Origin of the sequence: Lentzea miocenica (genome assembly GCF_033949945.1) — a bacterium.
GTDB lineage: Bacteria > Actinomycetota > Actinomycetes > Mycobacteriales > Pseudonocardiaceae > Lentzea > Lentzea miocenica.
This window is the reverse complement of the sequence record NZ_JAXAVW010000011.1, coordinates 54,446-72,202: the sequence shown is the minus strand read 5'-3', so window position 1 is coordinate 72,202 and position 17,757 is coordinate 54,446. Positions and strand designations below refer to the sequence as shown.

Sequence of the window (17,757 nt, the reverse complement as noted above, 5' to 3'; positions counted from 1 at the left end):
GGCGAGGAGTTCGCCGCCGCCGCACTCGGGCAGCTCGACCACGTGCCGAGCCGGCACCCGCTCACGCGGGCTTGAACGCGTCCTCGGTCTTCACCACGCCCGCCGAGCGGCCCGGCGCCGTGTGGTTCTCCCAATAGAGGTTCGTGTGCGCGATGACCTTGTCCGGGGTGGGCGCGCCCCACTCGGACAGGTCCTCGGTGGTGTGTGCGTCGCTCACCAGCTTGGCGTCGTAGCCGCGCACGATCGCGCCGTGCAGGGTCGAGCGGATGCACTCGTCGGTCTGCGCGCCGGACACCACGAGGCTGCCGATGCCCTTGCCCGCCAGCACTTCCTCCAGGTCGGTCGCCTCGAACGAGTCGGCGTAGATCTTGTGCACCACCGGTTCGCCGTCCGCGAGCTTGAGCTCGGGCACGAACTGCCAGCCGTCGGACTCCTTCGGCATGTGCTCGGGGTTGCTGTGCTGCACCCACACGACGTCGACGCCGGCCGCGCGGGCCTTGTCGACGAGGGTCGCCACGTTGGCGACGACCTCGTCGCGGTTGTGGGCGTGGTTCACCACGCCGTTCTGCACGTCGATCACGAGCAACGCGGTGTTGGGGCGGTTCGCCAGAGTCGTCACGCGGGCCAGCTTAAGCCTCGTCATCGGGTGTGCAAGGGCGCTGAAGTCGGGTGTGGACGGCCGCACGCGTGCGGCTCAGCGGGAACGCAGGCGGCGCAGCATTCTGGCGTCTTCGAAGCCGACGTTGCGCGCTGCCGTCTCGACGGTGGCGCCTTGGCCGATCAGGTGTTCGGCGCGTTCGACTCGCAGCGCTTGCTGGTACTTCAACGGCGTCATGCCCGTGGCACGGCCGAACAGGCGCGTCACGGTTCGTTCGCTGCACCCGGCGGCCACGGCGAGTTCGGCCAGCGACAGGCGGTCCGTCAGGCGCGACTCGATGACGTCTTGGATGCGGTGCACGGTTTCGTTGATGTGCGAGCGGTGTCGCAGCAGCACGCTGGCTTGTTGGTCGTCACCGTTCCTGCGCGCGTAGACGACCATCGTGCGTGCGATGGCGGCGGCGACCAACGGGCCGTGGCGCACGGCCACCAGATGCAGCGCCAGGTCGATGCCGCTTGCGATGCCGGCGGACGTCACGACGCGGTTGTCTTCCACGAACAGGACATCGCGCACGACTCGTGCGGCTGGGTAGCGGCGTGCCAGTTCGTCCTGCAGTTCGTGGTGTGTGGTGCAACGGCGGCCATCGAGCAGACCGGCACGCCCCAAAATCTCTGCACCGGCACACACACTCGCCACCGTGCCGCCGCTGGCGTGGTGCGTGCGCAACCACTCCAACGCGCGTGTGCTCAGCGGGCCGGTTCCGACGATTTTCGGCGAACGCCAGCCCGGCACGAACACGAGGTCGTGCACGTCTAGAGAGGGCAACGACGGCGACGTGCCCAGCGGCACGCCCTGATGGCTGAGCACGGAGTCCGAGTCGCCCACGTAGGACAGCTCGTAGCCGTCCACGAGGTCGGCCGCGCTGGAGAACACCTGCGCCGGCCCCGCGAGGTCGAGCAGGTGCACTCCAGGTACGAGCAGGAAGACGACTCTGGTCACGATCCGGTCAGCGTAGCGACATCCGAGATCCGCGCGAACCGGCCCGCCAGCACGTACTCCGTGCGCTCGATGATCTCCTCGACGCCGAGCACCTTGCCGGTCTGCCAGTGCGGCAACGGCGTGGTGGCGGTCGCGTCCGTCACGAACGTCATGTCGAACCCGAGGTCCGAGCCGACGCGGGTGGTCGTCTCGCAGCACTGCTCGGTCCTGATGCCGCTGATCAGCAGCTCGCGCACGCCGTGCTGGGTCAGCGTCTGCTGCAGGTTCGTCGTGGTGAACGCGTTGTGCGACGTCTTGGTCAGGATCTGCTCGTCGTCCAGCGGCTTGAGGCCGTCGATCAGCCGCACGTGCCCGAGCGCGGGGTCGAACACGCCGCCGGTACCGGGCTCGGAGTGCAGCACCCACACCACGAGGTCGCCGGCGTCACGGGACATGTCGACCAGCTGGTTCACCTTGCCGACGATGTCCGGGTTGGACGTCTCCGCCCAGTTGGGGCGCTGGCGGAACGACTCCTGCACGTCGATGACGATCAATGCTCGCTTCATGACCACCAGCCTCGCCGGAACCGGGGCGGGCGGACAGGCACGACCAGGACGTACAACGGACGGATCCGGTCACCGTGACAAGATCGAGACGTGGGAACTGTGACGATCTTGTCCGTCGCGGGTTTCCGCGCGCCTCAGAGCGGACGACGGCCCGCGAACCCCAGATCGGCCCGGTGGTACCAGCCGAGTTCGCGATCGCCCTCCAGCCAGCACAACAGCACCGAGACACCGTCCATCGACGACGGGAAGTCGACCAGCAACGGCGCGAAGCCCTTCAGCTCGGCACCGGTCTGCTGGACGGACTCCATCAGCTCGTCCAGCCGGGCCTGCGCGGCCTTGAACTCCGGCAGGCCGCCCAGCGACGAGGAACCGGCGGCGAGTTCGGCCGCGTCGGCGCGCAGGCGGACGATCTCGTCCAGGACCGGCAGGAGCCGGGCGAGTTCGGCCTTGGCTTCGTCGACGGTGAACAGATCCACGCCGCCAAGGCTGGCACAGTGGCGGGAATGACGTGGCGACTGGGTGACCTGACCGTGAACCGGATCGGCTTCGGCGCGATGCGTCTGCCGCAGCTGGGAGCCGCGCTGGACCCGAAGGCCGAACCGCGGGACCGCGCGCAGGCGATCGAGGTGCTTCAGAGGGCGGTCGAACTCGGCGTCAACCACATCGACACCGCCGCGTTCTACTTCTCCGCCACGAGGTCCGCGAACGAGCTGATCAACAGCGCGCTCTCGCCGTACCCGCGGGACCTGGTGATCGTCACCAAGGTCGGCCCGAGCCGCACGCCGCAGGGGGAGTGGCTGCCGCTCGCGACGCCGGCCCAGCTGAGGGGGCAGGTCGAGGAGAACCTGCGGCAGCTCGGCCGCGACCACCTCGACGTGGTGAACCTGCGGGTCAGCGGGCTGGACGACATCTCAGGCCACTTCGAGCAGCTCGCGTGGCTCCAGCAGGACGGGCTGATCCGGCACCTCGGGCTGTCCAACGTCCGGCCGCACCACCTCGACCAGGCGCAACGGATCGCGGAGGTCGTGTGCGTGCAGAACTCGTACGGGCTGGGGCATCACCCGGAGCAGGACGAGTTCGTTGGCGTGTGCGGTGAACGCGGAGTCGCGTACGTGCCGTTCTTCGCGCTCACCGGGGCCGCGAAGGAGGCCGGCGGCCAGCAGGAGGACGACGAGGTCACCGAGATCGCGCACGCCCACGACGCCTCACCCGCGCAGGTCAGGCTGGCCTGGACGCTCGCCAGAGGGCCGCACGTGCTGGTCATCCCCGGCACCGGCGACCCGGAACACCTGGAGCAGAACGTCAGGGCGGGCGAGCTCCGGCTCACCCCCGAGGAGCTCACCCGCCTCGACGCGCTGCACCTCAACGGCGGTTGATCCGGCTGAACAACCAGGTGGCCCAGCCGAAAGCCGCCACCAGCAGCCCGCCCGACCACGCCAGCGCGAGCCAGCCGGAGGTGGCGGGCTGCCCGGTCAGCAACGCCCGCACGGTCTCGATGACCGGCGTGATCGGCTGGTGCTCGCTGACCACCCGCAGCACCGCGGGCATCGTGTCGACGGGCACGAAAGCGCTGCTGAGGTACGGAATGAACAGCATGAAGAAGCCCAGCAGGCTGGCGGACTCGACGGTCCGCGCGATCACGCCGAAGCCCGCCGCGAGCCACGACAGCGCCAGCACGTAGAGCAGCAGCAGTCCCAACGCCAGGACCCAAGAGACGATCGAAACCGACGGCCGGAAGCCCATCAGCAGGGCGACCAGCACGACGGCGGACGTGGCCACGGCGTTGCGGGCGACGGACGCGGTGACGTGGCCGGTGAGCACGGCGAAGCTGCTGACCGGCATGGAGCGGAAGCGGTCGATCACGCCCTTCTTCATGTCGTCGGCGACGGCCATGGAGGTGGAGCTGGCGCCGTAACCGGTGCACAGCACCAGGATGCCGGGCACCACGTAGTCCACATAGGACTCCACGTGCCCGATCGCGCCGCCGAAGACGTACACGAACAGCGCCATCATCAGCACCGGCAGCATGATGGCCATGATCACGAGGTCGAGGTTGCGGCGGCTCAGCCGGATGCTGCGGCCGGCCATGGTCAGCGACGCGGTCATGCGGCCACCGCCGTCAGTGAGGTGAAGACGTCGTCCAAGGTCGGCCGGTGCGTGGACACCCGCAACACGCTCACCCGTGCCGCCAGCAGGTCGTCCAGCACTCGATGCAGATGGGTCGCGCTGCCGTCGGACGGCACGCTCAGCATCAACTCGTCGACGGCGCCGCCGACCACGGCCTGTGCGCGCGAAGCGTCCTCGGCAGACCCGAACGAGAGGTCCAGCCGGGTGCCGCCGACCGAGTTCTTCAACGCGTCCGCGGTGCCGTCCGCTACGACGTCCCCGTTGTGCAGCACCACGATCCGGTCGGCGAGGCGGTCGGCCTCCTCCAGGTACTGGGTGGTGAGGAAGATCGTCACGCCGTCGCGCACCAGGTCGCCGATCGCGTCCCACATCGTCGTGCGGCTCACCGGGTCGAGGCCGGTCGTCGGCTCGTCCAGGAACAGCAGTCGTGGCCGTGCGACCAGGCTCATCGCCAGGTCGAGCCGCCGTCGCATGCCACCGGAGTAGGTGCGCACCCGCCGATCCGCCGCGTCGACCAGGTCGAACCGTTCCAGCAGCTCAACGGCCCTGGCGCGGGCGGAACCACGGGCGAACCGGCGCAGCCGCGCGATCATGACCAGGTTCTCGCGGCCCGTCTGCTCCTCGTCCACGGCCGCGTACTGCCCGGTCAGGCTGATCACCCCGCGAACGGCGGCGGCCTCGCGCACCACGTCGAACCCGCAGACCCGCGCGGAACCGCCATCAGGCCTGGTCAGCGTGCTCAGGATGCGGATCGTGGTGGTCTTGCCCGCTCCGTTCGGGCCGAGCAGCGCGAGCACCGAGCCTTCGGCGACTTTCAGGTCGAGCCCGCTGAGCACGGTGTTCGAGCCGTATCTCTTCGTCAGGCCCTCTGTCTCGACGATCATGGAAACCCCCTTTATGCGTACCTCATACGCAAAACCTGAATTAGCGTATGACATACGCATCTGTTTGACTAGAGGTATGAGATCTGGACGGGCATGAAGAGGGGGCGCAAACCGTCCATCGACGCCGCCGACATCACGCGGGCCGCCATCGCGGTCGCGGACGCCGAGGGGCTCGCCGCGGTGTCCATGGCACGCGTCGCGCAGGAGCTGGGCAACGCGACGATGGCCCTCTACCGGCACGTGAAGAGCAAGGACGAACTGCTCGCGTTGATGTGGGACTCGGCGATGGAGGAACCGCCTCCGCTGCCGGACGGCGAGTGGCGCGACAAGCTCGGGTTCTGGGCGAAAGCGGTGCTCACGGCCATCCGCAGGCGCCCGTGGTTCCTGCAGATCCCGATCAGCGGCCCGCCGGTCGGCCCGAAGAACCTCGCCTGGCTCGACAGTGCTCTCAGCGCCCTCGAAGGCACGCCGCTGGGGCCGGGGGAGAAGATCGGCGTCGTGATGGGCCTGTCGACCTTCGTGCAGGGGGAGGCGCGGCTGAGCTTCACACTGTCCCAGGGCTTCGAGGAGAACCCGGCCCAGTTCAACCACCAGTACGGGCAGACGCTGCGCGAGGTGGTCGACCCGCGCGAAATGCCCTCGCTCGCCGCGGTCATCGAGGCCGGCGTGTTCGACCTGGACGACGTCCTCGACGTCGGGGACATCGGGGCGGACTTCGACTTCGGCCTGCGGTTGTTCCTGGAAGGCGTCGCGGGACACATCAGGGGGCGCGAGTGACCTACGCGGCGATCATCCTCACCGGCGGCAAGGGCGAGCGGCTCGGCGGCGTCGACAAGGCCGCACTGTCCTATCGGGAAGCGACCCTGCTCGACCACGTGTTGTCCGTTGTGGATGATGCGGCGCAGATCGTCGTGGTGGGACCGGAGAAGGACCTCCCGAACGTCATCTGGGCCCGCGAGGACCCGCCCGGCGGCGGTCCGCTCGCCGGACTGGCCGCGGGTCTCGCGAAGATCACCGAGGACTGGGTGGCGGTCCTCGCCGTCGATCAACCCGGCCTCACCAGCGACACCATCGCGAGGCTCAGGGCAGCGGGTGCCAACGCGGTGCTCAAAGACGACCGCACGCAGTGGCTGATCGGCGTCTGGAACACCGCTGAACTGCGCGAAGCCCTCCCCGAAGACCCACGCGACCTGCCGTTGCGCAAGACTCTCCAGCGGCTCGACCCGGTGGAGGTGTCCGCTTTGCCCGGTGAGGCGCGCGACGTCGACACCCCCGCCGACCTGGACACCCTTCACAGCGGTTGAACAGGCGACGAGCAAGACTGTTCCACTATCGGTAAAACCCTGTTTTGCATGGAGGCCCGCACGTGACCGAGCCCGCCGCCGAGGCAACGCCGAACGCATCGGCGCCCGTCACCCCGGCTCGTGACGCCCAGCTGCTCGAACGCACCGTGTTCGAGGTGAAGCGGGTGATCGTCGGCCAGGACCGGCTCGTCGAGCGGATGCTCGTGGGTCTGCTGGCCAAGGGCCATCTGCTGCTCGAAGGTGTGCCGGGTGTCGCGAAGACGCTCGCCGTCGAGACGTTCGCCCGCGTTGTGGGCGGCTCGTTCTCGCGCGTGCAGTTCACGCCGGACCTGGTGCCCGCCGACATCCTCGGCACCCGCATCTACCGCCAGTCCAGCGAGGCTTTCGACACCGAGCTCGGCCCGGTCGTCGCGAACTTCGTGCTGGCCGACGAGATCAACCGCGCGCCCGCCAAGGTGCAGTCGGCGATGCTCGAGGTCATGGCCGAACGGCACGTGTCCATCGGTGGCAGGACGTTCCCGATGCCGAACCCGTTCCTGGTGCTGGCGACGCAGAACCCGATCGAGAACGAGGGCGTGTACCCGCTGCCGGAAGCGCAGCGCGACAGGTTCCTGTTCAAGATCCAGGTCGAGTACCCGACCGCCGAGGAAGAGCGCGAGATCGTCTACCGCATGGGCGTCGAGGCGCCGGTGCCGAGCCAGGTCCTCTCGCCCGAGGAACTGGTGCGCCTGCAGGGCGTGGCGTCGCGCGTCTTCGTCCACCACGCGTTGGTCGACTACGTGGTGCGCCTGGTGATCGCCACCCGCGCGCCGGGCGAGCACGGCCTCACCGACGTCGCCGGCTGGGTCGCCTACGGTGCCTCGCCGCGTGCGTCGCTGGGCATCATCGCCGCCGCGCGTGGCCTCGCGCTCGTGCGCGGCCGTGACTACGTGCTGCCGCAGGACGTCGTGGACGTCGTTCCGGACGTGCTGCGACACCGCCTGGTGCTCTCGTACGACGCGCTGGCCGACGGTGTGCCGATCGACCACATCATCACCCGCGTGCTGCAGATCGTGCCGTTGCCGCAGGTGTCGGCCCGCCCGCAGCAGCCGGTTCCGGCTGGTAGGCAGTGAGCAGGGACAAGACCGCCGAGGAGCGCCCGTCGTGGGCGCCGCCCGTGCTGTCCGGCGTCCGCATGGAGGCCGCGCTGCGCATGCTGGAGCTCGACGTCCGGCGGCGCCTCGACGGCCTGTTGCAGGGCAACCACCTCGGCCTGGTGCCGGGGCCGGGTTCCGAGCCGGGTGAGGCGCGGGCCTACCAGCCCGGCGACGACGTGCGGCGGATGGACTGGGCGGTCACCGCCCGCACCACCGTGCCGCACATCCGGGAGACGGTCGCCGACCGCGAGCTGGAGACGTGGATGGCGATCGACCTGTCGCCGTCACTCGACTTCGGCACCGCGGCCTGCGAGAAGCGCGACCTGGTCATCGCCGCCACGGCGGCGGTCGCACACCTGACGCGCGGCGGCGGCAACCGCATCGGCGCGGCCGTGTCGACGGGCGCGGACAACCTGCGGATCCCGGCCCGCGGTGGACTCGCCCACGCCCGCGGGATGATCCGCAAGATCGCCGAGATCCCGCGCGCCGCCGAGGGCACGCGCGGTGACCTGGCCGCACTGCTGGAGCAGCTGCGCCGCCCGCCGCGCCGGCGTGGACTGATCGTGGTGGTCTCGGACTTCCTCGGCGGCGTGGAGTGGCAGCGGCCGTTGCGTGCCCTGTCCGCACGGCACGAGCTCGTGGCCATCGAGGTCGTCGACCCGCGTGACGTCGACCTGCCGGAGGTCGGCACCGTCGTGCTGTCCGACCCGGAGACCGGGCGGCAGCGCGAGGTGACCGCGTCCGCGTTGCTGCGCAAGGAGTTCAACGCGGCGGCCGCGGAACACCGGGCCGAGGTGGCGTCGGGGCTGCGGCGCGCGGGCGCCGGGCACCTGGTGCTGCGGACCGACTCGGACTGGATCGCGGACACGGTTCGTTTCGTGGTGGCGCGCAAGCGCCGCTGGTCTGGGGGTGTCGCGTGAGCTTCTCGAACTTCGTCGCCCCGTGGTGGTTCCTGCTGCTGGTCGCCGTCGCGCTGCTGGCCGCTGGTTACGTGGTGGCGCAACGGATGCGGCGCAAGAGGGTGCTGCGGTTCACGAACCTGGAGCTGCTGGAGAAGGTCGCGCCCAAGCGGGAACGCTGGTCGCGGCACGTTCCGGCGGCGTTCCTGCTGGCCGCCCTGGCGTTGCTGACCGTGGCGCTGGCCGGCCCGACGTCCGAGCAGCGGGTGCCGCGCAACAGGGCGACGGTGATGCTCGTGGTCGACGTGTCGCTGTCGATGAAGGCGACGGACGTGAAGCCGTCACGGCTGGAGGCCGCGCAGGTGGCCGCCAAGTCGTTCGCCGAGGGCCTCACACCGGGCATCAACCTGGGCCTGATCTCGTTCGCCGGCTCGGCCACCGTGCTGGTCGCGCCGACGACCGACCGGGCCGCGGTCACGCAGTCGATCGACGGGCTCAAGCTCGCCCAGTCGACCGCGACCGGTGACGCGCTGGCGGCCGCGATCGCGTCGATCGACTCGTTCGGCAAGGTCGTCGGTGGCGCCGAGGGACCGCCGCCCGCCCGCATCGTGCTGATGACGGACGGCAAGGAGACGGTCGGCACCCGGAAGGCGTTCGACGTGGCCGAGGACTCCAAGAAGGCCGGGATCCCGATCTCCACGATCTCGTTCGGCACCGAGGACGGCGTGGTCGACATCGAGGGCCGGCAGCAGTCCGTGCCGGTCGACGACGACGCGATGAAGGAGATCGCGAAGATCTCCGGCGGCGAGTTCTTCAAGGCGGCGTCGGCCGAGGAGCTGCGCCGGGTCTACGACACGCTCGGCGAGCAGATCGGCTACGAGAAGAAGCAGGCGGACGCGTCGAAACCGTGGCTGTTGCTCGGCACGATGACAGCGATGTTCGCGGCCGCCGCGGCTCTGTTGCTCGGTCAGCGCCTGCCGTAGATCAGCTCGACCACACCCGTTCCGAACGCCCTGGTGCTCTTGAGTGCCAGGGCGATCGGCTTTGTGAAGAACGGCGTGCCCCCGCCGATCGCGACCGGGTTCAGGTAGAGCCGGACCTCGTCGATCAGGTCGTGCTCGAAGAACGACCCGACCAGCTGCGCGCCGCCGGCCATGCTGTCGCCGGGCAGCGCCCTCAGCTCGTCCGGGTCGATCTCGCGCTTGACGGTGGTGTTCCACGCCGTTGTCTCCAGCGTCCGCGAGTAGACGATCTTGGGCATCTCCCGCCAGATCCGGCCGAAGTCGTGCATGGGTTTCGGCCACTCCGGGTGGTCGTCGGTGTGCGGCCACGCTTCGAGCATCGTCTCGTGGTTGCGGCGGCCGTCGATGAACCGGCTCATCCGCGCGAGCTCGGTGTTGAAGTACTCGTGCATCTCGTCGTCGACGAGGTGCCAGCTGATGTCGTGATCGGGCCCTTCCATGAACCCGTCCAAGGAGATCGACGCCATCGTGATGATCATCCGTGGAGCCTCCGGTATTCCGTTGCGGCGCCTGGGTGCAGTGGCACTTTGCCCGTGTCGATGAGACTGCGCACGTCGAGATACTGCGTGCCGAGGGCCTGCTCCGGCACGAGTTCCGCGGCCTTGGCGACCAGCAGCCGCACCACGGCGCTCGCGTAGTCGTCGCTGAGGTCCGGCCGGCACACCAGCAGGTTCGGCGTGCCGATCGTCGGGACGTCGACCGGCGAGCCGTACACGCCCATGCGGACGTCGACGCGTTCGTAGACCTTGCCGTAGTCCTGGCGCAGGCGCGGCAGGAAGGTGTCGAGCGGCAGCAGCCTGATGCCGCTCGCCTTGTCGAGTTCGGGGGTGGGGACGCCGCCGGACCACAGCAGTGCGGCGATCTCGCCTGCTTTCAGGGCGTCGACGGCGTTGCGCAGCGGATAGTGCTCTTCCTGCACGCCCAGCGCGAGGCGTTCACCTTGGAGCGCGGCACCGGATCCGGCGGCGCCGAGGGACACCGGTTTGCCGATGAGGTCGGCGGCGGAGCGGTAGGGCGAGGAGGCCAGCACGACGAGCTGTAAATAGTTCTCGTAGACGCGGCCCAGCGCTACGAGGCCGGACTCCATGTGGGCGCTGTCGCTCAGGGTCAGGCCGATGTCGGCGGTGCCTTCGCGGAGGTGTTTGAGGTTGTCGGCGCTGCCGCCGGTCTGGATCGGGGTGATGGTCAGCGGGCTGGGGGAGAGGCGGGAGAGCAGGGCGGCGAAGTCGTTGTAGAAGCCGCCGGGTTCGCCGCCGGCGATCTTGATGGTGCCGCTGGGTTCGGGACCGCTGCAGGCGGTCAGCGCGAGAAGGCCTACCACGAACGTTCGTCGTTTCACAGCAGCGGCTCCCTCGGCAGTTCCACCGTCACCACCAGGCCGCCGTCCGTGTGCAACGTCAGCGTGCCGTCGTGCGCCGTGACGATCCGGTCCGCGATCGCCAGCCCCAGGCCGGTCCCGCGTTGTGAGTCGTCGCCGCGCCAGAACCGTTCGGTGGCGCGGTCGATATCCTTTTTGGACAGACCTGGGCCGTTGTCCCGCACGGTCAGCGTCGCCCGGTCGCAGATCACCGTGATCTCGGAGCCGCCGTACTTGATGGCGTTGTCCAGCAACACGTCCAGCACCTGGGCCAGGTCCGACACGGCGCATCGCACCAGGCCCGGCGTCCAGTCGTCGACGGTGATGGTCACGCCCGCCGAGCTGGCGGCGGCTCGCCACGCGTCGACGCGGTCGTGCGCCACGACCTGGAGATCCGCGAGTTCGGGTTCCACGCCGCCCGCCGCGCGTTCGGTGGCGGTGCTCTCGGCTGAGGCCAAAGCCAGAAGCCCGTCCAGCAGCGACTCCAGGCGTTCGACCTCGGTGAGCAGGGAACCGTTCTGCGGCAGCATGTCCACTCGAAGACGCAGTGCCGCCATCGGGTTGCGCAGCTGGTGCGAGGCGTCGGCGATCAGGCGTCGTTGCTGGTCGGCGGCTTCGGCCACGGCGTCGGACATGCGGTTGAACGACTCCGACAACGCCCGCAGTTCGGCCGGTCCCGCGGTGTCGGCGACGTGCGTGCGCCGTTGGCCCTCGGCGACCGCACGGACGCCCCGGTCGAGTTCCTTGAGGGGGCGCAGCAGCCAGCGGGCGACGACCAGGGCGAGCAGGACGCACGCGCAGGCCGCCAGCAGAGCACCTGCCAGCACGATCGCCCACCGCCGTGCCACGTCCAGAGCGGCGACCCGCGTCGAGGCTCGCATGACCACGGCGCCCGCCACCTTGGTGCCGGTGCCGACGGGGCGGGCGAACAGGACGTCGCCGCCGCTCCAGGGCATCACGGTCGGCACGGGCGCGGCGGGCTGGTTGCGCAGCGCGGCGTCGATCTGCGCGGACACCTCGGCGATCTTCATGCCGGCCTCGACGACGGGCTCGCCCGCCGCGTTGACGACCACGACCTCCTCGCCGTAGACCTCGTTGTGCCGCAACGCCTCCGACACCACGACGTCGGCGGGCAGGGTGGCGAAGCGGTCCATGTCGGCCGTGCGGCTGATCACGAACTGCTGGGTGCGCTCGGACGCGGTGCTCATCAGCAGTGGGAAGGCGAACGCGGTGACAGCCGACAGTGAGAAGAGCAGCAGCACCAACAGAAGCCGTTGCCGCATCTATTCACCGAGCCGGTAGCCGAAACCGCGGATCGTGTGCAGCAGCCCCGGCCGGTCGAGCTTGGCGCGCAACTGCGTGAGATGCACGTCAAGCGTCCGTGACACCGCCACGAACGCGTTGCCCCACACCTCGTCCATCAGCTGCTGCCGGCTGACCGCCGTGCCAGGCCTGCGCGCGAGCACCGCCAGCACGTCGAACTCCTTGGTGGTCAACGAGATCTCGCGCCCGCCGACCACGACCTGACGGCTCTGCAGGTCGATCTCCACATCGGACACCCGCACGACGTCGTCCGGCTCCTGCGACCGCGCCGCACTCCTGCGCGCCACCGCGTCGATCCTGGCGAGGAGTTCGGCCAGCCGCACCGGCTTGACCAGGTAGTCGTCCGCGCCCAGCCGCAACCCGCGCACGACGGTCCGTTCGTCGCCACGAGCGGTCAGCACGAGCACAGGCACCGGGTCGATCTTGCGGAGCTTGCGCAGCACCTCCAGGCCGTCCTGGTCGGGCAGGCCGAGGTCCAGCAGCACCACGTCGGCGTCGCGGTGGGCGATCAACGCGTCGGCGCCCCGGCGCACGCGGGAAGGCCGGTGCCCGTTCGCCCGCAGTGCCTCCACCAGGGCGTCCGCGACGCCGTCGTCGTCTTCGACCAGCAGCACCCGCATTCGAGCAGTATCGGCCATGACGACTGTTTCCTGCGCGTGGCGACGCGCCTAAGTGACTGTAAAGATGCCTCTGCCCAGGTTGTGAGGGGTGTCGTCGCGCCGAGATGGTGTCGGGCATGACAGTGGTTCAGGAGAAACGCGCCGAACGCCGAGTGGTGGCGAACGTGCTGCGCGGATCAGTCGGGAACTTGATCGAGTGGTACGACTGGTACGCGTACACCGCGTTCAGCATCTACTTCGCGGCCGCGTTCTTCCCGAAGGGTGACCAGACCGCGCAGCTGCTCAACACCGCGGCCGTGTTCGCCGTCGGCTTCCTCATGCGACCGCTGGGCGGCTGGCTGCTCGGCCGCTACGCCGACCGGCACGGCCGCCGCGCCGCGCTGACGTTGTCGGTCACGTTGATGGCTTTCGGTTCGCTGATCATCGCGTTGACGCCGTCGTACGCGACGATCGGTGTTGCGGCGCCGGTGTTGCTGGTGCTCGCGCGGCTGCTGCAGGGGCTGTCGGTCGGCGGTGAGTACGCGACGTCGGCGACCTATCTGTCCGAAGTGGCCTCTCCCGCGCGCCGCGGTTTCTACTCCAGTTTCCAGTACGTGACGCTGACGGCCGGTCAGCTGGTGGCGCTGGGCGTGCAGATCGTGTTGCAGCAGTTCCTCTCCAGGACCGAGATGATGGAGTGGGGCTGGCGGATCGCGTTCGTCATCGGGGCGACCGGCGCGATCATCGTGATGTGGCTGCGCCGCGGGATGGACGAGTCGGAGAACTTCGAGAAGCAGAAGGAGAACCCGGAGAAGGGCACCTTCAGGGCGTTGCTGAAGCACCCCAAGGAATGCCTGCTCGTGGTCGGCCTGACGCTGGGTGGCACGGTCGCGTTCTACACGTTCACGACCTACCTGCAGAAGTTCATGGTGAACACCAGCAAGATCGACGCCGCGACGGTCAGCTGGATCAACTTCGCCGCGCTGCTGGTGTTCGTGGTGCTGCAACCGGTCGCGGGCGCGCTGTCCGACCGGATCGGCCGCCGTCCGCTGCTGCTCGGGTTCGGGGTGCTTGGCACGCTGGCCACGGTGCCGCTGCTGTCGACTCTGGCGAAGACCTCCGAGGCGTTCCCGGCGTTCCTGCTGATGCTCGGCGGGCTGGTGATCGTCACCGGCTACACGTCGATCAACGCGATCGTGAAGGCAGAGCTGTTCCCGACGAACATCCGAGCTCTCGGGGTGGGCCTGCCGTACGCGCTGACCGTGGCGATCTTCGGTGGCACTGCCGAGTACGTGGCGTTGTGGTTCAAGCAGGCCGGTATGGAGTCGGTGTTCTTCTACTACGTCGCCGGGTGCGTGCTGATCTCGTTGCTGGTGTACGGGTTCATGCGCGAGACGTCGAAGGACTCGGTGCTGGACCGCGACTGACAGGCCCGCGGAGGGCGATCTTGCGGCGACCGCCCTCCGCCTCCTCACGTCAGCAGACCTCGTTGGTGAAGCCCGCACCCCCGCCGGACACCGTGCCATACGCCATGGTGCAGAACTGCAGCGTGTTCGCGCCGTTGGACCACACCTCCTGCTGTCCGCGTGAGCCGCTGTTCTCGTCGATGCCGCCGTCACCCCTGGTGATGGTGACGGCGGCGATGAAGTTGCCGTGACTTGCCTTCCACGAGTCCCAGACGTAGATGTAGCCCCAGTTCTTGCCGCAGCCCTTGAACTGCTTCACCGAGGCGACGGTCGCGCTGCCCGACTTGATGTACTTGGTGGAGCCGATCTTCGTGACACCGCTCGGGCACTTCGGGTTCGTCTCGGCGTGCGCCGACCCCGTGAAGGTGAGCGCGATCGCGGCGGCCGCGAGCACGGTCGCACTGAGCTTCTTCATGGTCAGCAACGCTCCTCGGTCTCGGCACCGTCGCTGTAGGAGGAGGCCACGATGGAGCCGTACCCCTTGGTGCACTTGTCCAGTGTGTCCGTGCCGTACGACCACAGTTCCTGCTTGTTCTCGACGCTGTTGTAACCGCTCGGGAACTCGGCGCCGCGGACCTGGACACCGGCGTAGAGCCGGTAGGTGCGGTGGTTCGCACGCCAGGAGTCCCAGACGTAGACGTAGCCCCAGTTCTTGTCGCAGCCCTTGAACTGCTTGACCGAGGCGATGGTCGTGCTGCCGCTCTTGAGGTACTTGGTGGCGCCGATCTGCGTGACGCCACTGGGGCACGACGGGTTCGTCTCGGCCTGCGCGGACCCCGTGAAGGTCATCGTGATGGCCGCGGCCGCCAGCACGGCGGCGCCAATCCTTCTCTGCATGCGCACGACACTGGCCGGGTGTGGTTAGTCAGCGGTAAATGTCCATCAGGGTGGCGAGCGCGGTGGCCAGGTGGACCGGCTCGCGGTCGGTGGTGTGGCGGATCTGGGTCCGGCAGCTGAACCCGTCGGCGAGCACCAGCGCGTCCTCGCCGGCCCTCAGCGCGGGCAGCAGGTCCTGCTCGGCGCACGCGATCGACACGTCGTAGTGGCCCTGCTCGAACCCGAAGTTGCCGGCCAGGCCGCAGCAGCCCTCGACGATCCGCGGCCGCAGACCTGCCTTGGTCATCGCCTCGCGGTCCGGGTCGAAACCGAGCTCCGCGTACTGGTGGCAGTGGGTCTGAACGACGGCCTCGCGCTCGCCGGGCAGTCGCGGCAGCCGGGGTTCGACGTGCGAGGCGAACGTCCGGGTGGCCTCCGCGAGCGCGTGCACGGCCGGATCGTTCGACAGCTTCGGGGCCTCGGTCTTCAGGAACGCCGTGCAGCTCGGTTCCAGGCCGATCACCGGAACGCCCTGGCTGGTCCACGGGAGCAGCGCCCGCGCGGCGCGTTCGACGACCCGGCGGGCCTTCGGGAGCTGGCCGGTCGAGTGCCACGTCAGTCCACAGCAGACGTTCGCGGACGGGATCTCGACGCGGTTTCCCAGGTGCGCCAGCACGTTCGCGGCGTCGAGGCCGATGCCCGGCTCGAAGAAGTTCGTGAACGTGTCGGGGAACAGCAGCACCGGATCGCCCTCGCCGAGCGGGTGCAGCTGGCGGACCAGCGAGGTGGTCTGGGTGGGCAGCGCGCGTTCCGGCGTGATCCCGGCGAACCTGCCGAACTTCGCCGTGAACCTGTTGACCAGCCCATACTTCAGCCACGTCGGCAGCCAGCCCATCGCGTAGTGCGAACGTGGTCGCAGACGCCCCTTGTAGTGCTCGTGCAGGAACTCCGCCTTGTAGCTCGCCATGTCGACGTCGACCGGGCAGTCGCGTTTGCAACCCTTGCAGCCCAGACAGAGGTCCAGCGCCTCGGCGACCTCGGTAGAACGCCAGCCGTCCTTGATCACGTCACCCGCGAGCATCTCGAACAACAGGTGTGCGCGGCCGCGAGTCGAGTGCTTCTCCTCGCGAGTGACCCGATAGCTCGGGCACATCACGCCACCCTTGGTGTTGAGGCATTTGCCGACACCCACACACCGCCGTGTGTCGCTCGCGAACTCCGCACGCGTCGGAATCTTCGGGGGAGCGACGAGAATCCGCAGGTCGTCGTCGAGCTTGAGCGGCTCCACGATCCGGCCGGGGTTCAGCAGATTCCCCGGATCGAATGCGTGCTTGAAGTCCCGGAACGCCCTGATCGCCTCGGGCGGGTACATCCGGCTCAGCAGCTCGGACCGCGCCTGCCCGTCACCGTGCTCGCCGGACAGGCTGCCGCCGTGGCTGACCACGAGATCGGCGGCGTCCTCCAGGAACGCGCGATGGCCCTGCGCCAGGTCGAAGTCGATGCGGACGTGCAGGCAGCCCTCGCCGTAGTGGCCGTAGGTGATGCCGCGCCGGCCGTACCGCGCCAGCAGCTGGTCGAACTCGCGCAGGTAGGTGCCGAGGCGCTCCGGCGGAACGGCCGCGTCCTCCCAGCCCGGCCACGCCTCACCGCCGTCGGGCATGCGGGTCGCGAGCCCGGCACCGTCCTCGCGGATCCGCCACAACGCCCGCTGCCGCGCCGGGTCGTGGATGATCATCGAGTTCTTGGTGATCTTGGCAACACGTTCGGGATGATCTTCGACCTCGACGAACAGCCAGCTGCGGCCCTCCGGCAGGTCGGGACGCACGCGGACGTTGCGCACCAACGCCTCGTCGATGCCCTCGACCGCGAGCGCGTCCTCGATCTGGGTGACCTGGTCGGCGGCGTCGTAGGTGTCCGCGAACCCCAGCACGACCAGGACGCGGCGTTCGGGGCGGCGGACCAGCTTCAGCTCCGCGCCCAGCAGCACGACGCAGGTGCCCTCCGTGCCGACGAGCTGCTGGGTGAGTGTCGGGGCGTCCAGGGCGTACCCGCTGACCCGGCGGCTGAGCCGCGGAAACCAGGCCGGGTCGAAGACGGGCAGGTCGAACGCGGGCGGGTTCGCCGTCTCGAACGTGCGGCCGTCCGCCGTGAGCACGTGCAGGTTCGCGACGTTCTCGCTGGTCTTGCCCCACTTCACCGAGTGCGCGCCGCACGCGTTGTTGCCGATCATCCCGCCGATCGTGCAGCGCGAATGCGTCGACGGGTCCGGCCCGAACAGGTGATCGCCGGCCTGGGCGTTCACCCGGTCCAGCACCGCGCCGGGCTGCACGAGCGCCCGGTCGCCGGAGATCTCGATCGCGTTCAGGTAGCGGCTGAAGTCGATCACCAGGCCGGTGCCGCACGCGTTGCCCGCGATGGACGTTCCGGCGCCACGGCTGGTGATCGGCACGCGGTGTTCCGCGGCGATCCCGACGGCCGCGACCACCGCGTCCGTCGTGCGTGGACGGACGACGACCCGTGGCACGTGCCGGTAGTTCGACGCGTCCGCCGAGTACAGGGCCCGGCTCGCGGGGTCGTCGAGGACGTCGCCGTCCACGTCACGGCGGAGTCGGTCGAGAAAGGCCCGCATCACCCGATCATGCCTGGATGGATGTGACATGGCTCCGCCGATGCCGGACTACC

The 17,757-nt window shown here is 69.2% G+C and carries 20 protein-coding genes; 7 read left to right on the top strand and 13 right to left on the bottom strand.

What is annotated here, in order from left to right; genetic code table 11:
• Positions 1-61: 61 nt before the first annotated feature.
• From SK803_RS14850 to SK803_RS14835, 4 genes are all read right to left on the bottom strand, one after another.
• Positions 62-619 carry an isochorismatase family protein gene (locus tag SK803_RS14850; RefSeq protein WP_319966562.1) on the bottom strand — a complete coding sequence of 186 codons (558 nt, stop codon included), beginning with the start codon at positions 617-619 and terminating at the stop codon, positions 62-64.
• Between the two features lie 75 nt (positions 620-694).
• The gene (locus SK803_RS14845) at positions 695-1,597 is read right to left on the bottom strand and encodes a GlxA family transcriptional regulator (RefSeq protein ID WP_319966561.1); all 903 of its coding nucleotides are present in this window, start codon (positions 1,595-1,597) and stop codon (positions 695-697) included.
• Positions 1,594-2,142 carry a cysteine hydrolase family protein gene (locus SK803_RS14840; protein WP_319966560.1) on the bottom strand — a complete coding sequence of 183 codons (549 nt, stop codon included), beginning with the start codon at positions 2,140-2,142 and terminating at the stop codon, positions 1,594-1,596. The genes SK803_RS14845 and SK803_RS14840 overlap by 4 nt, the downstream gene beginning before the upstream one ends.
• Positions 2,143-2,276: 134 nt before the next feature.
• A complete protein-coding gene (locus tag SK803_RS14835; protein WP_319966559.1) occupies positions 2,277-2,618 on the bottom strand; it encodes a DUF2203 domain-containing protein in 342 nt (113 codons plus the stop codon).
• Positions 2,619-2,645: 27 nt separating this feature from the next.
• Here SK803_RS14835 and SK803_RS14830 point away from each other — a divergent pair, with 27 nt between their 5' ends.
• Entirely contained in the window at positions 2,646-3,518 is an 873-nt protein-coding gene (locus tag SK803_RS14830) for an oxidoreductase (RefSeq protein ID WP_319966558.1), read from the top strand.
• Here SK803_RS14830 and SK803_RS14825 read toward each other — a convergent pair.
• Positions 3,505-4,248 (bottom strand): ABC transporter permease, encoded by a 744-nt coding sequence (locus SK803_RS14825; protein ID WP_319966557.1) that lies wholly within the window; start codon positions 4,246-4,248, stop codon positions 3,505-3,507. The two genes, SK803_RS14830 and SK803_RS14825, sit on opposite strands and share 14 nt — an antisense overlap.
• Positions 4,245-5,153, bottom strand: coding sequence for an ATP-binding cassette domain-containing protein (locus tag SK803_RS14820; protein ID WP_319966556.1), 909 nt, complete (start codon positions 5,151-5,153; stop codon positions 4,245-4,247). Before SK803_RS14820 ends, SK803_RS14825 begins: the two co-directional genes overlap by 4 nt.
• A gap of 93 nt (positions 5,154-5,246) precedes the next feature.
• Between SK803_RS14820 and SK803_RS14815 the strand changes: the two genes are divergently transcribed.
• The 5 genes from SK803_RS14815 to SK803_RS14795 all read left to right on the top strand — a co-directional run bounded on the left by SK803_RS14815 (position 5,247) and on the right by SK803_RS14795 (position 9,475).
• Positions 5,247-5,930 (top strand): TetR/AcrR family transcriptional regulator, encoded by a 684-nt coding sequence (locus SK803_RS14815; protein WP_319966555.1) that lies wholly within the window; start codon positions 5,247-5,249, stop codon positions 5,928-5,930.
• Positions 5,927-6,457, top strand: coding sequence for a molybdenum cofactor guanylyltransferase (mobA, locus tag SK803_RS14810; protein WP_319966554.1), 531 nt, complete (start codon positions 5,927-5,929; stop codon positions 6,455-6,457). The genes SK803_RS14815 and mobA overlap by 4 nt, the downstream gene beginning before the upstream one ends.
• Before the next feature lie 62 nt (positions 6,458-6,519).
• Positions 6,520-7,569 (top strand): AAA family ATPase, encoded by a 1,050-nt coding sequence (locus tag SK803_RS14805; RefSeq protein WP_319966553.1) that lies wholly within the window; start codon positions 6,520-6,522, stop codon positions 7,567-7,569.
• Between the two features lie 62 nt (positions 7,570-7,631).
• Positions 7,632-8,513 carry a DUF58 domain-containing protein gene (locus tag SK803_RS14800; protein WP_319966720.1) on the top strand — a complete coding sequence of 294 codons (882 nt, stop codon included), beginning with the start codon at positions 7,632-7,634 and terminating at the stop codon, positions 8,511-8,513.
• Positions 8,510-9,475 carry a VWA domain-containing protein gene (locus SK803_RS14795; RefSeq protein ID WP_319966552.1) on the top strand — a complete coding sequence of 322 codons (966 nt, stop codon included), beginning with the start codon at positions 8,510-8,512 and terminating at the stop codon, positions 9,473-9,475. Before SK803_RS14800 ends, SK803_RS14795 begins: the two co-directional genes overlap by 4 nt.
• On the opposite strand, the gene SK803_RS14790 is transcribed toward SK803_RS14795, so the two are convergent.
• From SK803_RS14790 to SK803_RS14775, 4 genes are read right to left on the bottom strand one after another with little or no spacing between them, the layout of a single operon-like run.
• Positions 9,460-9,993, bottom strand: a complete 534-nt coding sequence (locus tag SK803_RS14790; RefSeq protein WP_319966551.1) for a dihydrofolate reductase family protein — start codon at positions 9,991-9,993, stop codon at positions 9,460-9,462. The two genes, SK803_RS14795 and SK803_RS14790, sit on opposite strands and share 16 nt — an antisense overlap.
• Positions 9,990-10,853 carry a TAXI family TRAP transporter solute-binding subunit gene (locus tag SK803_RS14785; RefSeq protein WP_319966550.1) on the bottom strand — a complete coding sequence of 288 codons (864 nt, stop codon included), beginning with the start codon at positions 10,851-10,853 and terminating at the stop codon, positions 9,990-9,992. Before SK803_RS14785 ends, SK803_RS14790 begins: the two co-directional genes overlap by 4 nt.
• Entirely contained in the window at positions 10,850-12,154 is a 1,305-nt protein-coding gene (locus SK803_RS14780) for a sensor histidine kinase (RefSeq protein ID WP_319966549.1), read from the bottom strand. Before SK803_RS14780 ends, SK803_RS14785 begins: the two co-directional genes overlap by 4 nt.
• Positions 12,155-12,814, bottom strand: coding sequence for a response regulator transcription factor (locus SK803_RS14775; protein WP_319966548.1), 660 nt, complete (start codon positions 12,812-12,814; stop codon positions 12,155-12,157).
• Between the two features lie 116 nt (positions 12,815-12,930).
• Between SK803_RS14775 and SK803_RS14770 the strand changes: the two genes are divergently transcribed.
• The gene (locus tag SK803_RS14770) at positions 12,931-14,220 is read left to right on the top strand and encodes an MFS transporter (protein WP_319966547.1); all 1,290 of its coding nucleotides are present in this window, start codon (positions 12,931-12,933) and stop codon (positions 14,218-14,220) included.
• A gap of 49 nt (positions 14,221-14,269) precedes the next feature.
• Here the strand turns inward: SK803_RS14770 and SK803_RS14765 are convergent, their stop codons facing one another.
• The 3 genes from SK803_RS14765 to SK803_RS14755 are packed head-to-tail and all read right to left on the bottom strand — an operon-like array spanning position 14,270 to position 17,704.
• Positions 14,270-14,674: a hypothetical protein gene (locus tag SK803_RS14765; protein WP_319966546.1), complete on the bottom strand. Its 405-nt coding sequence runs from the start codon at positions 14,672-14,674 to the stop codon at positions 14,270-14,272.
• Between the two features lie 2 nt (positions 14,675-14,676).
• Complete coding sequence (locus SK803_RS14760; protein WP_319966545.1) at positions 14,677-15,096, bottom strand: hypothetical protein; 420 nt, start codon at positions 15,094-15,096, stop codon at positions 14,677-14,679.
• A 28-nt stretch (positions 15,097-15,124) separates the two neighbouring features.
• A complete protein-coding gene (locus SK803_RS14755; RefSeq protein WP_319966544.1) occupies positions 15,125-17,704 on the bottom strand; it encodes an FAD-binding and (Fe-S)-binding domain-containing protein in 2,580 nt (859 codons plus the stop codon).
• Positions 17,705-17,757 lie beyond the last annotated feature (53 nt).

Bases quoted from the DNA above. Each gene is read 5' to 3' on its own strand.
- SK803_RS14840 (WP_319966560.1), bottom strand. From the start codon at position 2,142: ATGAAGCGAGCATTGATCGTCATCGACGTGCAGGAGTCGTTCCGCCAG.
- SK803_RS14830 (WP_319966558.1), top strand. From the start codon at position 2,646: ATGACGTGGCGACTGGGTGACCTGACCGTGAACCGGATCGGCTTCGGC.
- SK803_RS14825 (WP_319966557.1), bottom strand. From the start codon at position 4,248: ATGACCGCGTCGCTGACCATGGCCGGCCGCAGCATCCGGCTGAGCCGC.
- SK803_RS14820 (WP_319966556.1), bottom strand. From the start codon at position 5,153: ATGATCGTCGAGACAGAGGGCCTGACGAAGAGATACGGCTCGAACACC.
- SK803_RS14815 (WP_319966555.1), top strand. From the start codon at position 5,247: ATGAAGAGGGGGCGCAAACCGTCCATCGACGCCGCCGACATCACGCGG.
- SK803_RS14800 (WP_319966720.1), top strand. From the start codon at position 7,632: ATGGAGGCCGCGCTGCGCATGCTGGAGCTCGACGTCCGGCGGCGCCTC.
- SK803_RS14790 (WP_319966551.1), bottom strand. From the start codon at position 9,993: ATGATCATCACGATGGCGTCGATCTCCTTGGACGGGTTCATGGAAGGG.
- SK803_RS14780 (WP_319966549.1), bottom strand. From the start codon at position 12,154: ATGCGGCAACGGCTTCTGTTGGTGCTGCTGCTCTTCTCACTGTCGGCT.
- SK803_RS14775 (WP_319966548.1), bottom strand. From the start codon at position 12,814: ATGCGGGTGCTGCTGGTCGAAGACGACGACGGCGTCGCGGACGCCCTG.
- SK803_RS14770 (WP_319966547.1), top strand. From the start codon at position 12,931: ATGACAGTGGTTCAGGAGAAACGCGCCGAACGCCGAGTGGTGGCGAAC.
- SK803_RS14765 (WP_319966546.1), bottom strand. From the start codon at position 14,674: ATGAAGAAGCTCAGTGCGACCGTGCTCGCGGCCGCCGCGATCGCGCTC.
- SK803_RS14760 (WP_319966545.1), bottom strand. From the start codon at position 15,096: ATGCAGAGAAGGATTGGCGCCGCCGTGCTGGCGGCCGCGGCCATCACG.
- SK803_RS14755 (WP_319966544.1), bottom strand. From the start codon at position 17,704: ATGCGGGCCTTTCTCGACCGACTCCGCCGTGACGTGGACGGCGACGTC.